The sequence below is a fragment of the Gordonia sp. UCD-TK1 genome (assembly GCF_001691435.1).
Lineage (GTDB): Bacteria > Actinomycetota > Actinomycetes > Mycobacteriales > Mycobacteriaceae > Gordonia > Gordonia hongkongensis.
Genome location: NZ_LZMP01000027.1, coordinates 16,985 through 30,839 on the forward strand (window position 1 = coordinate 16,985; position 13,855 = coordinate 30,839).

At 69.1% G+C, this 13,855-nt stretch carries 13 protein-coding genes; 1 reads left to right on the forward strand and 12 read right to left on the reverse strand.

Translation table 11 applies throughout. The features are described from left to right. Positions 1 to 19 precede the first annotated feature (19 nt). From A9310_RS15925 to hrcA, 11 genes are all read right to left on the reverse strand, one after another. Positions 20 to 1,879, reverse strand: a complete 1,860-nt coding sequence (locus tag A9310_RS15925) for a pyruvate kinase (RefSeq protein WP_175401148.1) — start codon at positions 1,877 to 1,879, stop codon at positions 20 to 22. 55 nt (positions 1,880 to 1,934) lie between these two features. After that, a complete protein-coding gene (locus A9310_RS15930) occupies positions 1,935 to 3,347 on the reverse strand; it encodes a YhgE/Pip domain-containing protein (RefSeq protein ID WP_065631466.1) in 1,413 nt (470 codons plus the stop codon). Positions 3,348 to 3,403: 56 nt separating this feature from the next. Continuing rightward, positions 3,404 to 4,315 (reverse strand): GTPase Era, encoded by a 912-nt coding sequence (era, locus tag A9310_RS15935; RefSeq protein WP_065631467.1) that lies wholly within the window; start codon positions 4,313 to 4,315, stop codon positions 3,404 to 3,406. Next, complete coding sequence (locus A9310_RS15940; RefSeq protein WP_055475475.1) at positions 4,308 to 4,652, reverse strand: cytidine deaminase; 345 nt, start codon at positions 4,650 to 4,652, stop codon at positions 4,308 to 4,310. Before A9310_RS15940 ends, era begins: the two co-directional genes overlap by 8 nt. Next, on the reverse strand, positions 4,649 to 6,073 hold the full coding sequence (locus A9310_RS15945) for a hemolysin family protein (RefSeq protein WP_055475476.1): 1,425 nt from the start codon (positions 6,071 to 6,073) through the stop codon (positions 4,649 to 4,651). Before A9310_RS15945 ends, A9310_RS15940 begins: the two co-directional genes overlap by 4 nt. Continuing rightward, on the reverse strand, positions 6,070 to 6,657 hold the full coding sequence (gene ybeY, locus A9310_RS15950) for an rRNA maturation RNase YbeY (protein ID WP_065631468.1): 588 nt from the start codon (positions 6,655 to 6,657) through the stop codon (positions 6,070 to 6,072). Before ybeY ends, A9310_RS15945 begins: the two co-directional genes overlap by 4 nt. Continuing rightward, the gene (locus A9310_RS15955; protein ID WP_065631484.1) at positions 6,654 to 7,736 is read right to left on the reverse strand and encodes a PhoH family protein; all 1,083 of its coding nucleotides are present in this window, start codon (positions 7,734 to 7,736) and stop codon (positions 6,654 to 6,656) included. The genes ybeY and A9310_RS15955 overlap by 4 nt, the downstream gene beginning before the upstream one ends. 138 nt (positions 7,737 to 7,874) lie before the next feature. Then, complete coding sequence (locus tag A9310_RS15960) at positions 7,875 to 8,654, reverse strand: S9 family peptidase (RefSeq protein ID WP_065631486.1); 780 nt, start codon at positions 8,652 to 8,654, stop codon at positions 7,875 to 7,877. Beyond that, positions 8,651 to 9,400 (reverse strand): 16S rRNA (uracil(1498)-N(3))-methyltransferase, encoded by a 750-nt coding sequence (locus A9310_RS15965; RefSeq protein ID WP_065631485.1) that lies wholly within the window; start codon positions 9,398 to 9,400, stop codon positions 8,651 to 8,653. The genes A9310_RS15960 and A9310_RS15965 overlap by 4 nt, the downstream gene beginning before the upstream one ends. Positions 9,401 to 9,463: 63 nt before the next feature. Further along, the gene (gene dnaJ, locus A9310_RS15970; RefSeq protein WP_065631469.1) at positions 9,464 to 10,633 is read right to left on the reverse strand and encodes a molecular chaperone DnaJ; all 1,170 of its coding nucleotides are present in this window, start codon (positions 10,631 to 10,633) and stop codon (positions 9,464 to 9,466) included. A gap of 166 nt (positions 10,634 to 10,799) precedes the next feature. Next, complete coding sequence (hrcA, locus tag A9310_RS15975) at positions 10,800 to 11,834, reverse strand: heat-inducible transcriptional repressor HrcA (protein ID WP_055475525.1); 1,035 nt, start codon at positions 11,832 to 11,834, stop codon at positions 10,800 to 10,802. A gap of 163 nt (positions 11,835 to 11,997) precedes the next feature. Here hrcA and A9310_RS15980 point away from each other — a divergent pair, with 163 nt between their 5' ends. Continuing rightward, positions 11,998 to 12,456: a type II toxin-antitoxin system VapB family antitoxin gene (locus A9310_RS15980; RefSeq protein ID WP_058252083.1), complete on the forward strand. Its 459-nt coding sequence runs from the start codon at positions 11,998 to 12,000 to the stop codon at positions 12,454 to 12,456. A 19-nt stretch (positions 12,457 to 12,475) separates the two neighbouring features. Here A9310_RS15980 and hemW read toward each other — a convergent pair whose 3' ends face one another. After that, on the reverse strand, positions 12,476 to 13,675 hold the full coding sequence (gene hemW, locus A9310_RS15985; RefSeq protein ID WP_065631470.1) for a radical SAM family heme chaperone HemW: 1,200 nt from the start codon (positions 13,673 to 13,675) through the stop codon (positions 12,476 to 12,478). Positions 13,676 to 13,855: the final 180 nt, after the last annotated feature.

Sequence of the window (13,855 nt, forward strand, 5' to 3'; positions counted from 1 at the left end):
CCCCGACATGCCCGCCGGCTTACCCCGGATCGATGTCGAACGAGGTCAGCGGCCGCAGCAGCGAGCGCTTCTTCTCGACGTGACCACCCATCCTGTCGAGGATCGACGTCAACGCCTCGATGGCCTCGACGATGTAGGGCCCCTTGTTCAGCATCACGCCCTCCGCACGCCGGCTCATCGCGGCGTCGGTGACCTCGGCCCGGGACGGCACGCCCTTCTTGGCCAGTCCGTCGAGCACCTGCGTCGCCCAGATGACCGGCACATGCGCTGCCTCACACAGCCAGAGGATCTCCTCCTGCACTTCGGCGAGCCGGCCGAACCCGACCTCGACGGCCAGGTCGCCGCGAGCGATCATGACCCCGACCGCGTCCCAGCGCATCGCCTCGAGCAGCATCTGCGGGAGCGACTCGAAGGCCGCCCGGGTCTCGATCTTCAGCACGATGCCCACATCGGACGCACCGCGACGGTTCAGTTCGTCGATGAGGTCGGCCACGTCCTCCGGCGACCGAACGAACGAGCAGTTCACCATGTCGGCATGTGCCGCGACGAACTCGAGGTCATCGCGGTCCGACGCGGTGAGCGCCGGGATGTGCAGTGTCGTGTCCGGGAGGTTGATGCCTTTCTCGGCGCGGAGTTTCGTCCCGTCCGGCGCGGCACGCTCGACGTCGACCACGATCTCGCCGTCGACCTTCTCCCGCACTCGCCCGGCGATCTTGCCGTCGTCGAACAACACCCGATGGCCCGCCTCGACGTCGTCGAAGGCGTCCCCGAGCTCGCATCCGATCCGGTGCGGCCCGGTCCGGGTCGCCGGGGTCGGCGTGAGGTCGCGCTGCAACCGGAGCTCGTCACCGGTGCGCACGAGCAGATGCTGACGCTTCTCGGGCAGATCGTCGACGACGATCGGAGCGGCGTCGGCAGAGCCCGACAACCCGATCGGCGTACCCGTCTCGTAGTAGACGGTGCGATCGCATTCGACGTCGATCCCGGCCTCGGACACCGCGACCACCTCGAGTCGCCGTCGGCGACCACGAGCGTCCCGTAGGCGCAACCGGTCTCCTTGCACGACGTCGGCGAGTGCGCGTACCGGGATGACCGCGTCGATGCCGTCGGGCAGGCGTGCGCCGGGATCGAACGGTGCGGCACTGAGCCGCACCCGCGACCGCCGTTCGACGGTGCCGTCGTCGGCGCGGACCGGTTTGACCTTGATCACCTTCGGTCCCGGTTCGAGCGGGCCGGTGCGCAACTTCGGGCCGGCGAGATCCATCGCCACCCGCACCCGGCCGGGTAGAGCACGCACCGACTCGATCATCCGCGCCCACTCGGCCGGGCCGTCGTGTGCGCAGTTCACCCGCGCGACGTCCATTCCGGCGGCACCCATGGCGCGGACGAGGTCGGGGTCGTCGGCGGCCTGGGTCGGCATCGTGACCATCACACGGGTGGCCCGCTCGCCGTGCTCGTCACCGGGTCCGTCGACGATGGCGTCATCGCCGCCACCAGGATGCACGCGCCCGAGGAGCCGGTCGCGATTACGCGTCAGGGTCCGCACCCCGCCCGCGAGGTCACCCCAGATCGGATGCCGGGTGCGACCCTCGGCCAAGGCGTCCACCGTTTCGATCACCGTCTCGATCCACGAATAGACGATCGACTCCATCCGGCCGAGACTCGACAGTCCGTGCGCGGACATCGACTCCTGCAGCGGACGCAGATCGCGGCGTCGCACCGCGACGTAGTGCACGAGGTTGCGGGCGCTGTCCCGGTGCTGGTCGGCGACCGCGGCGATGAGCGAGGCGGCCTGCTCCTCGGCGCGATCGAGGTCGTCCCGCAGTTCGTGCAGGGCCGAGGACAATTCGGGGATCGACATGACGACGGGGTTACCCATTCGGCCACCGTGTCAGACCCAGGTGAACGGTCGGGGCGAGGCGGCGCCGCGCGTGTCAGCCGGCGTTGACGATCTTGTCCAGCTTCGGCGGCAGCGTCATCCCACCCGGGTATCGGTGCCAGCCCTTGCGGTCGTAGAACTTGGTGCCGAGCAGACCGAGGAGCACGCCGACGAGCAAACCGATGAAGCACTGGATGATCGATCGGCCCAACCCCGCCGACAGGTCGGCGTCGAAGTACAGGACCGCACGCACACCGAGGTAGATCACGTGCATCGGCTCGATCGCGGCGATCCACTCGAAGAGGCGCGGACTCGCCTCCAGCGGTAGCGTCCCGCCCGACGACGGCAGGCCGAACACCACGAAGAAGAGCAGATTGAACAGCAGACCGGGGTTGCCGAACACCGCCATCATCGCGCTCGCGCTCACGCCGACGGCGAAGATGCCGAGGACCGAGAGCATCCAGAGCACGAAGCCGTTCGGGATCGACGTCCCGACCATCGCGCCGACGGCGATGAACAGGGTCGAGAGCACCACTGCGACCAGGAACATGATCGTCCACTTCGCCGCGAGCGTCGCCCACCGGCTGATCGCGAGCCGCTCGCGCAGCTGATAGAACGGCCCGTACTCGATGGGGGTCTGGCCGAGCATGCCGTCGACCACGATGCTGACCATCATCGCCCCGGTGAACCCGGCGAGCACGAGCAGCAGGGTCAGGTAGAACGCCGACAATCCGTTGCCCGCACCCTCGGGAAGCGGGGTCGGCTCGGACACCTCGACGGCCACCGGGCTCGCGAGCGCGAGCTGCGCCGCGCCGGTGAAGGTGATGTCGTTGCGCTCGAGCTGGGTACGGACCTGTTCGGTCAGCTGCGCGCCCACCTGCTCGTTGACCCGTTCACGGACCTGATCGGCGAGGGTGGTGGTGATCGACGACGCGAACGCCCCGGAGCCCCGGTTGATGAAGATGTCGATGGTCGGTTTCGCCGGTTCGGCGGTGAGGACCGTCGACCGGCCCAGCGCGACCGCCCGATTCGTGAAATTGGACCCGACGACGATGACGCCGTACACCTTGCCGCTGTTCAATTCGGACAGCGCGGTCGAGCGATCCGTGCGGGTCACGACGATCCCGTTCTGCGCCGCCGAGGAGATGATGCCCTCGGCGACCTGGTCACCGAAGTTCTGCGGCGTGGACTGTCCGTCGGCGTTCTGCACCTCACCGCCCGCGTCCTCCTGCACCAGGGCGACGGGGAAGTCGTGGAGGTGGCGCTGCGGGTCGACGACCGCCGCCATGTACAGCCCGGCCATCAGCGAGAACATCACCGCGACGAGAGCCAACGGTGCCAGCCAGAAACGCGGCGATCCGAGGACGCCGGCGATCGTGCGTCCGGTCGGCTGGTCGGTGTCGGGCGCCTCGTGCGCTCCCCTACCGGAATCGTCTCCCGGTTGTTGTGGCGATTCGTGCGTTCCCATCGGCGTACCTCCCCGCAGGCCGCCCCTGCCGGCGTCAGGCCGTCAGGAACACGCTGCTAGAAACCCAATCGACGCAACTGCTTGGGGTCGCGTTGCCAGTCCTTGGCGACCTTCACGTGCAGATCCAGGTACACCTTGGTGCCCAGCAGCCGCTCGATCTGTGCGCGGGCAACTGTACCGACCTCCTTCAGACGCGCGCCCTTGCGGCCGATGATGATGCCCTTCTGGCTGTCGCGTTCGACGAACAACACGGCGTGGACATCGACCATCGGCGGTAGGTCGGGGTCGCGGTCCTCACGATCGATGACCTCCTCGAGGACGACGGCCAGCGAGTGCGGCAGCTCGTCGTGCACCCCCTCGAGCGCGGCCTCGCGGATGAACTCCGCCATCAGCACCTGTTCGGGTTCGTCGGTGAGTTCGCCGTCCGGGTAGAACGCGGGGCCTTCCTCCATGAGGCTCACGAGCACGTCGGACAGCACGTCGAGCTGCTTGCCCGACTTCGCCGACACCGGAACCACTTCCGAGTCCGGCCCGAGTACCTGCGACAGCGCGAGCAGCTGTTTGGCGACCTGCTCCGGCCCGACCCGGTCGATCTTGGTGACCACCCCGACGATCGTCGTGCGCGGCGCCATCTCGCGGACCTGCGAGATGATCCACCGGTCACCCGGACCGATGGCCTCGTCGGCCGGTATGCAGACTCCGATCACGTCGACCTCGGAGTAGGTGTCGCGGACGAGGTCGTTCAGGCGCTGACCCAGCAGGGTGCGCGGTCGGTGCAGGCCCGGGGTGTCGACGAGGATCAGCTGGGCGTCGGGCCGGTTGACGATCCCGCGGATGGTGTGGCGGGTGGTCTGCGGACGATTCGAGGTGATCGCGATCTTCTCGCCGACCAGGGCATTGGTGAGCGTGGACTTACCGGTGTTGGGCCGGCCCACGAAACAGACGAAGCCCGAACGGAACTCAGGCATCCGCGCGCCCCACCCGATGCTGAGGACGCCCCGCGGTGTCGGTGAGAACCGCGTACGCCTCCGGGCTGAGCTCGTGCAGGGTGTCCAGGCCCGGGTCGTCGGCGTCACCGTTGACGACGACCGCCGCCTCGAAGGAGCGGGCGCCGCTCGAGATCGCCGACGCCACCGCGACCTGGAGTCCGGTGAGGGTCAGCGAGCGTGTCCGCACGTCGGCCCCGGCGTAGGTGCGACCGTCGCCGTCCCGGACCGCCGCGCCCGAGGGCGACTCGGCGCGCGCCAGCGCACCTCGGGCGAGCACCACGAGCTTGCGATCCTCGTCGGAGAGGGTCTCGGTCACTGGTTCATCCTTGCTCTCGACTCGCCTGCGCGCTCCTGGCCGGCGGTGTCCGTGTCCTGGTCGTCGTGGGCGTTGCCCGTGGTGCGCTCGGCACGTCCCTGCGATCGACTCGACTGCCCGCCGTGCTCGTCGCGTCGGGAATCCTCGTCCGCGTCGGGGACCCGGGTGACCAGCACCGTGATGATGCGTTGGCGCCCTTGGCGATTGGGCCCACCCTCGGCCACCAGCTGCAGCCCGTGCGACTCCACCCGGGCGCCGGGCAGTGGCACCCGCCCCAGTTCCAGACCGACGAGTCCGCCGACCGTCTCGACCTCTTCCTCGGCGATCTCGACGCCGAACAGCTCGCCGAGATCCTCCACCGGCAGTCGTGCCGACACCCGGTACGACCCGTCGCCCAGGTCTTCGACCGGTGCGAGCTCGTCGATGTCGTACTCGTCGGTGATCTCGCCGACGATCTCCTCCAGCACGTCCTCGATGGTCACCAGCCCGGCGATGCCGCCGTACTCGTCGACGAGCATCGCCATGTGGTTGCGCTCTCGCTGCATGTCGGCGAGGACCCGGTCCAGTGGCTTGGAGTCGGGGATGAACTCGGCCTCGCGCATCACGTCGACCACGCGGAGGGTCGTGGGATCGATCCGCTGGGCGACCGTGCGCGCCACCAGATCCTTGAGGTACACGATGCCCAGGACGTCGTCGGTGTTCTCCCCGATCACCGGGATCCGCGAATGTCCGGACCGCGTCGCGAGATTCGTGGCCTGCAGCGCGGTCTTGTCGGCCTCGATCCACACCATCTCCGGGCGCGGGACCATCACCTCGCGGGCACTGGTGTCGCCGAGGTCGAAGACCGACTGGATCATCCGGCGCTCGTCGGCCGCGACGACGCCCGAGGCCTCGGCGAGGTCGACGACCTCGCGCAACTCGACCTCGGTGGCGAACGGACCGTTGCGGAACCCGCGACCCGGGGTGAGGGCGTTGCCGATCAGGATCAACAGCCGGGTCAGCGGTTTGAGCAGCACGCCGAGCGCGAACAACAGGTACGACGACGACAGCGCGATCGTGTACGCGTGCTGCCGGCCGAGGGTGCGGGGGCCGACGCCGACGGCGACGTACGAGACGACCGTCATGGCGGCGATGGCCACCGCCAGTCCCCCGCCGACGCCGATCAGCTGCGTCGCGGCGACCGCGACGAGCGCGACCGCCGCGGCCTCGCACACGACTCGGAGCAGCACCACGAGGCCGACATAGGTCGCACGTGCCTCGAGGATGCCCGCCAGGCGGCGCGCACCGGCGCGCCCTTCCCGGACCATGTCGTCGACCCGGGCGTTCGACACCGTCGACACCGCGGTGTCGACGGCCGCGAAGACGCCGCCCACCACGATCAACACGACTGCCGCCACGATGAACCAGTAGTCGGAGGTCACCCTCGGTCCTCCTCGGACCGCGCCGGCGCACCGGGGGTCGGTGAATCTCCCTCGGCTCCGGTGAACCCGATGTTGGACAGCAGCCGGGAATCGCGGTCGGTCTGTCGTTGCTCCTGGGCGCGACGGTGACGGTCGGCGTAGAACGCGTCGAGGATGCGGTTCTGCAGTCCGAACATCTCGCGCTCCTCCTCCGGCTCGGCATGGTCGTAGCCGAGGAGGTGGAGCACTCCGTGGATGGTCAGCATGGCGAGCTCGTGCTCGAAGGACCGCTTGGCCTCGCGCGCCTGTTTCCGGGCGAAGTCCGGGCACAGCACGATGTCCCCGAGGATCGCCGGGCCCGGGTCGGTCGCATCCGGCCGGCCGCCGGGCACCAGTTCGTCCATCGGGAAACTCATGACATCGGTCGGGCCCGGCAGGTCCATCCACTGGACGTGCATGTCGGCCATGGTGTCCTCGTCGACACACAGCACCGACAGCAATGCGGCCGGGTTCACGTCCATCGCGGTGACCGCGAATCGCGCGGCGTCGATGATCAACTCGGCCGGGACCTCGACCCCGGATTCGTTGGCCAGTTCGATGCTCATGAGCGACGACCCTGCGCCGCTGCCCGGCGTGCGGCGCGATTGCCGCCGACGGCCGTGTTGGGCAGACCCCGCTGCGCCTCCTCGGCTCGCCCGTAGGCGTCGACGATGTCGGCGACCAGGCGGTGCCGGACCACGTCCTGGCTGGTGAGGCGGGCGAAGTGGATGTCGTCGATGCCCTCGAGGATCTCCGACGCGGCGAGGAGACCGCTGCGGGCGCCGCCGGGCAGGTCCACCTGCGTCACGTCACCGGTCACGACGACCTTGGAACCGAAACCGAGGCGCGTGAGGAACATCTTCATCTGCTCGCTCGTGGTGTTCTGCGCCTCGTCGAGGATGATGAACGCGTCGTTCAGGGTGCGGCCGCGCATGTAGGCCAGCGGCGCGACCTCGATGACCCCGGCCGCCATCAGCTTCGGGATCGCGTCGGGGTCCATCATGTCGTGCAGCGCGTCGTACAGCGGGCGCAGGTACGGGTCGATCTTCTCGCTCAGCGTGCCCGGCAGGAAGCCGAGACGTTCGCCGGCCTCGACCGCCGGCCGCGTCAGGATGATGCGGTTGACCGACTTCGACTGCAGCGCCTGCACGGCCTTGGCCATCGCCAGATAGGTCTTGCCGGTGCCGGCCGGGCCCAGTCCGAACACGATGGTGTGCTCGTCGATCGCGTCGACATAGTGCTTCTGGTTGAGTGTCTTGGGCCGAATCGTCTTGCCGCGGCGCGACAGGATGTCCAGTGACAGCACATCGGCGGGCGATTCCTCGGTGCCATCGGACAGCATCGAGACGCTGTGCCGGACGAGATCTGGTGTCAGCGGGGTTCCGCGCCCGACGAGGTCGACGAGTTCGGCGATGACGCGCTCGGACGCGGCTACCTCGGCGGGTTCACCGGTCAATGTCACCTGGTTGCCACGGACGTGGATGTCGGCGGGCAGGAGCTGCTCGAGGGTACGCAGGTTGACGTCACTCGCGCCGAGCAGCCCGAACACGACTCCGGGAGAGACTTCGACAGTGGATGTGACCCCAGACCGGCGCGGCTGCGTACGGCTGGATTGCCCGCTCTGGTCGGGGTTGTCGTCACTCACGTATGAAATCACTCCTGGTGTTCTGGTCCGGATGGATGTTCGGTTCTGGATGCGGCGCCCCCGGACGACGCGGTCGCGGCGGCAGGGGTGTGGTCAGTGTATCGCGGTGCAACAGCCGATCAGCAGGCAATATTTCCGTCAGATCCCGAGCACGCGGATCGTCTGTCGCGTGCCGACGCTGCGCGGGTCGACGAAGGCGTCGTGCCCCTCACCGGGGACGACGATGAGTTCGGCGGACTGTCCGCGTGCGATCGCGGCGTCGACGTACCGGCGGCTGGACTCGACCGGGATCAGATCATCGGCGTCGCCGTGGATCGCGACGACGTGGGCGTCGACCACCGGCGCCAGCAATGGTGAGGCGTCGGAGTAGCGGCGCGGCGACTCGCTGAACGGCCGACCCATGAACGCCCGCACCGACTCCCGGCCCGCTGCGCCGACGGTGTCGAGCACGGCCGCCTGGGCGATCACGGTGGTGATGGTGGCCGTGGCGGTCCGGGCGCCGAGCTGACCGACGGCCCAGACCGCGAGCTGACCACCCGCGGAATGCCCGACGACCGCGGTCGAGGCGAAGTCGACAGCGCCGGGCGGGAGCAGGTCGCGGACGGGACCGTCCAGGGCACCGAGCGCGTCGAGGACATCCCGGCCGGTGTTCGGCCACCCGCCGCCCTCTTCACCCACCCGGCGGTACTCGATGTTCCACACCGCCGCCCCGCGTTCGGCGAGCATCCGGGCGATCGCGGTCTGGGTCGTCGACCCGAACTCGACAGACCAGGACCCGCCGTGGACAAGCACCACGAGCCGCGTCGGCGTCGCGGCGTCGAGCCCCTCGGAAGGCACGTACAGGTGCCCGAATTGGGAAGGCGCAGAGCCGTATTCGATCTTGGTCCGACGCACCGAACGGCGTCCGACGACACTCATCGGGCCCACCGGCGGGTGAGCACCCCGATCGCGCCGAGGGCCACCGCGGCGGCCGTCGACGTACGCAACACCTCGGGGCCGAGCACGACCGAGTTCGCACCGAGCGCGGTCAGGTCGGCGACCTCGCCGGCGTCGAGTCCGCCCTCGGGCCCGACCACGAGCAGGATCTCGGTGGCGTCGGCGAGGGGTAGCCGGGCCAGGGGTTGCGCGGCTTCCTCGTGCAGGACGGCGACGACCCCTCCCCGCGCCACGGCGTCCGCGCAGCGGGCCCGGACGTCGATGGTGGTCGCGAGGTCGGTGATCTCCGGAATCCATGGTCGACGGCTCTGTTTGGCAGCTGCCGAGGCCGCGGCCCGCCATTTGGCCACGCCCTTGTCCGCCTTGCCCGTCCACCGCGACACGCACCGCAGCGCCTGCCACGGCACGATGACGTCGGCGCCGGCCTCGGTGGCGAGGTCGACCGCGAGCTCGGACCGCTCCGACTTGGGGAGCGCCTGCACCACGGTCACCTGCGGGGTCGGGCGAGCCTCGAACGCGAGGTCGTGGACGGTCGCCACCAGTGTGTCCTTGGCGGTGATCTCTCGGATCTCGCAACCGCCGACCGAGCCGGCGCCGTCACCGATGAGGATCCGTTCGCCGACACCCAGCCGGGCGACGGTGACCGCGTGGCGACCTTCGGCGCCGTTCAGGATCAGGTCCGCACCGGGTGCGGGCACGGAGTCCGCCCAGAACAGCGGTGGACTCACCGCGAACCCGCCGTCCCGAACGCGTACATCCACTCGGAGATCGCCGCCGCGGACACGAGGTGCCTACTTCCCGGCGAACGCGTTGCGCAGCCGCGAGAAGAGACCGCCGGGCGCCGCGGCCGCCGAGGTGTTGACGACCTCGATCTCGTCGGCGGCGATCTTGCGGTACTTCTTCAGCGCGTCGGTCTGCGCCGCATCCAGTCTCGTCGGCACGACGACGTCGAGGTGGACGTGCATGGTGCCGCGCACACCGGAACTGACGTGCGGCATGCCCTGCCCGCGGTGCTTCACGATCTGGCCCGGCTGCGTGCCGGGCGCGACCGTCACGGTGACCGGGTCGCCGAGAATCGTCTCCACCTCGAACTCGGCGCCGAGCGCGGCGTCGGCCATCGGGACCTTGACGGTGCAGTGCAGGTCGTCCTTGTCGCGCAAGAACACCTCGTGCGGCCGTTCGGCGACCTCGACGTACAGATCACCGGCCGGGCCGCCGCCGAGACCCACCTCACCCTGACCGGTGAGGCGGACACGCATGCCGTTCTCGATCCCGGCGGGGATGCGCACGGTCATCGTGCGTCGCGAGCGGTAGCGTCCGTCGCCGCCGCACTTGTGGCAGGGGTCGGGGATGACTTCGCCGACGCCGTGGCAGGTCGGGCACTCGCGCACGGTCATGACCTGCCCCAGGAAGGAGCGCTGCACCGACTGGATCTCCCCGGCGCCCTTACAGATGTCGCAGGTGACCGGCTTGCTGTCACCGTTGGTGCCCGAGCCGGTACACACGTCGCAGAGGATCGCGGTGTCGACGGTGATCTCCTTGGCGACACCCTTGGCGCACTCGGCGAGATCCAGGGTCACGTTCACCAGTGCCGGCTCACCCGGCTGGACACGGGACTTGGGTCCGCGGCCCGAGCCGAATCCCCCGCCACCGCCGCCGAAGGCACCGCCGTTGCCGAAGAACGCCTCGAAGACGTCCCCGAATCCACCGCCGCCGCCACCGAAACCGCCGAAGCCGCCTGCACCCGCGCCGGCCAGCGGATCACCGCCGGCATCGACGATGCGACGCTTCTCCGGATCGGTCAACACCTCGTAGGCGGTGCTGACCTCTTTGAACTCGTCTTCTTTGCCCGGGTTGACGTCGGGGTGCAGCTCCCGCGCCTTCTTGCGGTAGGCGCGCTTGAGCTCCTGATCACTGGCGCCCTTCGCCACTCCCAGGATTGCGTAGTAGTCACGTGCCACGGTTGTAGTGATCCTTCGGTCTCAGTTGGTGCCTGGCGGCGGGTGCTCTCACGATCGCGCGACTCGCGCGGGGACCGGCCGTCCCCGCCGTCGTCCCGGCTCCTCTTCGCGAGCGGCCGCCGTCGACGCTGCGGTGTGCCCGACAGCGATCATGGAGAAACAGCGATCATCGTTCGGCGAGCACCTCGCCGATGTACTTGGCAACGGCCGCCACCGAGGCGATGGTTCCCGGATAGTCCATCCGTGTGGGGCCGAGCACACCGACGCCGCCGAACACGGTTCCCGAAGCACCGTACCCTGTCGACACGACCGAGGTGCCACGCAGGTTCTCGGTCCGGGTCTCCTCGCCGATCTGCACCGTGACCTGGCCCATGTCCTGGGTCGTCGCCAAGATCTTGAGCACCACCACCTGCTCCTCGAGCGCCTCGAGAACGGTGTCCATCCCGCCGACGACGGGGGTGAAGTCGGCCGCCGACCGCGCGAGGTTCGACGTGCCGCCCAGCACCAGCCGATCGTCACCGCGTTCGACGAGGGTCTCCACCAGCACGGTGGCGATGTTGAGGACCGCACCGCGCAGATCCTCGGGCGCGGAGTTGGCGAGCTCGGCGACCGCGGCCGACGCGGCTTCGAGCCGTTTGCCGTGCAGTGCGGCCGAGAACAGATCGCGCAACCGGGCGATCTCGTCCTCGTCGTGGTCTTCGCTCAGCGCCACCATGCGCTGTTCGACCCGGCCGTTGTCGACGATGACGACCAGCAGCAGACGCGACGGAGACAGGGTGACGACCTCGAGGTGACGCACGGTCGCCGCCGACAGCACCGGGTACTGGATGACCGCGACCTGTCTCGTCAGCTGGGCGAGGAGCCGCACCGAGCGCCGGAGCACGTCGTCGAGGTCGACGCCGGAGTCGAGCACCGAGAGGATCGCCCGGCGCTCGGCGGCCGACAGCGGCTTGATCTCGCTGATCCGGTCGACGAACATCCGGTAGCCCTTGTCGGTGGGTACCCGGCCGGAGCTGGTGTGCGGCTGGGTGATGTATCCCTCGGCCTCCAGGACCGCCATGTCGTTGCGGACGGTGGCACTCGACACCCCCAGCTGGTGTCGCTCCACGAGCGCCTTCGAACCGATCGGTTCCTGTGTGTCGACGTAGTCGGTCACGATCGCCCGCAAGATCTCGAAGCGACGATCATCGGTGGTAGACACGCGGCACACCTCCTGACTCGGATCCCCTGCCATACAGTTGGGTGCGTTCCATAGTACGAAATGGGATCGTGATCACCGTGCCACGGCGTGGTGTCGCGCACTGACCGTCGGCGCATCGTCGCAGAGCAGCAATCGTCGAGGCAGAGGCGTCGGAGGAGTTCGCATGATCTTCAAGGGGGTGCGGGAGGGCAAGCCCTATCCCGACCACGGGCTGTCGACGCGTGGCTGGGCCAAGATCCCGCCGCGGCAACTCCGGCTCGACCAGCTGACGCCGATCACCAAGGTCCTCGCCTTGGACAAGCTCCTCAGCGAGGACTCCACCTTCTACGGCGACCTGTTCGCCCACGTCGTGCGGTGGGAGGGCGAGCTCTACCTCGAGGACGGACTGCATCGCGCGGTGCGGTCGGCGCTGCGCAACCGGCACATCATCCACGCGCGCACCCTCGACCTCGACGCCCTGGACCTGTCCGACGCGGCCAAACCCCTCGACGAGCAACTCGAGGACACCGCCGAGATCCCGGCGCGCCGGCCCCCGACCACGCCCGACGGCCCCGGTGCGCATCGGCGCGGTGCGCGATCGACGGGCTGGACGAGTCCACCTCGCCCCGATCAGAGCTGGTAGGCCGACAACCGGCCCCGCGTCAGCCCCAGAGCACGCGGCGGATCACGCCGTCGGCCAGCAACCGACCCGCGTCGGTGAGCACGTAGGCGTCGTCGGCCGCGGTGAGCAGTCCGTCGGCCCGGAGCTGTTCGGCATGCGCGGTCTCGGCGTCGTCGAGGAGGTCGCGCGGCAGTCCGCTGCGGCACCGGGTGGTCAGCATGACGGCCTCGAGGTGCCGGTCCTCGGGGGTCAGCTGTTCTGCCGAAGCGATCGGCAAGACCCCGTCCGCCAGCGACTTCGCATAGCGCGCAGGATGTTTGGCGTTCAGCCAGCGCACGCCCGCGACGTGGGAATGCGCCCCCGGACCGATGCCCCACCAGTCGTTGCTGTGCCAGTAGGCGATGTTGTGACGACACACCGACTTCTCGCCGCGCGCCCAGTTCGACACCTCGTACCAGTCGAGTCCGTCCGCACGCAGACGACGGTCGAGGATCTGATAGCGGTCGGCAAGGACGTCGTCGTCGGGTGCTGGCATCTCCCCGCGCCGGATACGGCGGGCGAGCGCGGTGCCGTCCTCGACGATCAGCGCGTAGGCCGACACATGGTCGACCCCGGCGTCGAGCACCGCGTCGACGGTGGCGTGCAGGTCGGCGTCGGTCTCGCCGGGCGTGCCGTAGATCAGGTCGAGGTTGACGTGGTCGAACCCGGCCGCTCGTGCCTCCCTGGCGGCCGCAACCGCCCGACCCGGGGTGTGCGTGCGATCGAGCAGCCGGAGCACGTGTGCGGCGGCCGACTGCATGCCGAGCGAGATGCGGGTGAAACCGGCGGACCGGAGGTCGTCGAAGAACTCCGGCGAGGTCGACTCCGGATTCGACTCGGTGGTGATCTCGACGTCGTCGGACAGGTCGAAGTGGACCCGGACGGCGTCGAGGAGTCGTGTGAGGCCGTCGCCGCCGAGCAGCGACGGCGTGCCCCCGCCGACGAAGATCGTCGAGACCGGCCGGCCGGGGGCCAGCATCCGCGATGCCGCCTCGAGTTCGCGGGCGACCGCGTGCTGCCACGATTCCGGTGACGACGACGAACCGAGTTCACCCGCCGTGTAGGTGTTGAAGTCGCAGTACCCACACCGGGTCGCGCAGAACGGGACGTGCAGGTACAGCGCGAGTGGTACGTCCGTGTCGACCTCGCGGCACGCAGCGGCGACCAGGTCGGCTGCGATGGTGGTGGTGTCGACGTTCACCGTTCCATGATGCCGATCGCGGCGACGTGGAAGGAAATCGTCGCCCAGATCGGGAACAGCGCAGTACTCGACGGCGTTGTGCGGCGCAGGCAGGCGTGGAGGCCGGCCTGGTTTCCATCATCATGATGGAAAATAACCCCAAGTAGACGAGCCGATAGGGAGCGTGGCACTATGGACCGC

Excerpts from the sequence above, each read along its gene's own strand:
- A9310_RS15925 (WP_175401148.1), bottom strand. The coding sequence starts at position 1,879 with ATGGGTAACCCCGTCGTCATGTCGATCCCCGAATTGTCCTCGGCCCTG.
- A9310_RS15930 (WP_065631466.1), bottom strand. The coding sequence starts at position 3,347 with ATGGGAACGCACGAATCGCCACAACAACCGGGAGACGATTCCGGTAGG.
- era (WP_065631467.1), bottom strand. The coding sequence starts at position 4,315 with ATGCCTGAGTTCCGTTCGGGCTTCGTCTGTTTCGTGGGCCGGCCCAAC.
- ybeY (WP_065631468.1), bottom strand. The coding sequence starts at position 6,657 with ATGAGCATCGAACTGGCCAACGAATCCGGGGTCGAGGTCCCGGCCGAG.
- A9310_RS15960 (WP_065631486.1), bottom strand. The coding sequence starts at position 8,654 with ATGAGTGTCGTCGGACGCCGTTCGGTGCGTCGGACCAAGATCGAATAC.
- A9310_RS15980 (WP_058252083.1), top strand. The coding sequence starts at position 11,998 with ATGATCTTCAAGGGGGTGCGGGAGGGCAAGCCCTATCCCGACCACGGG.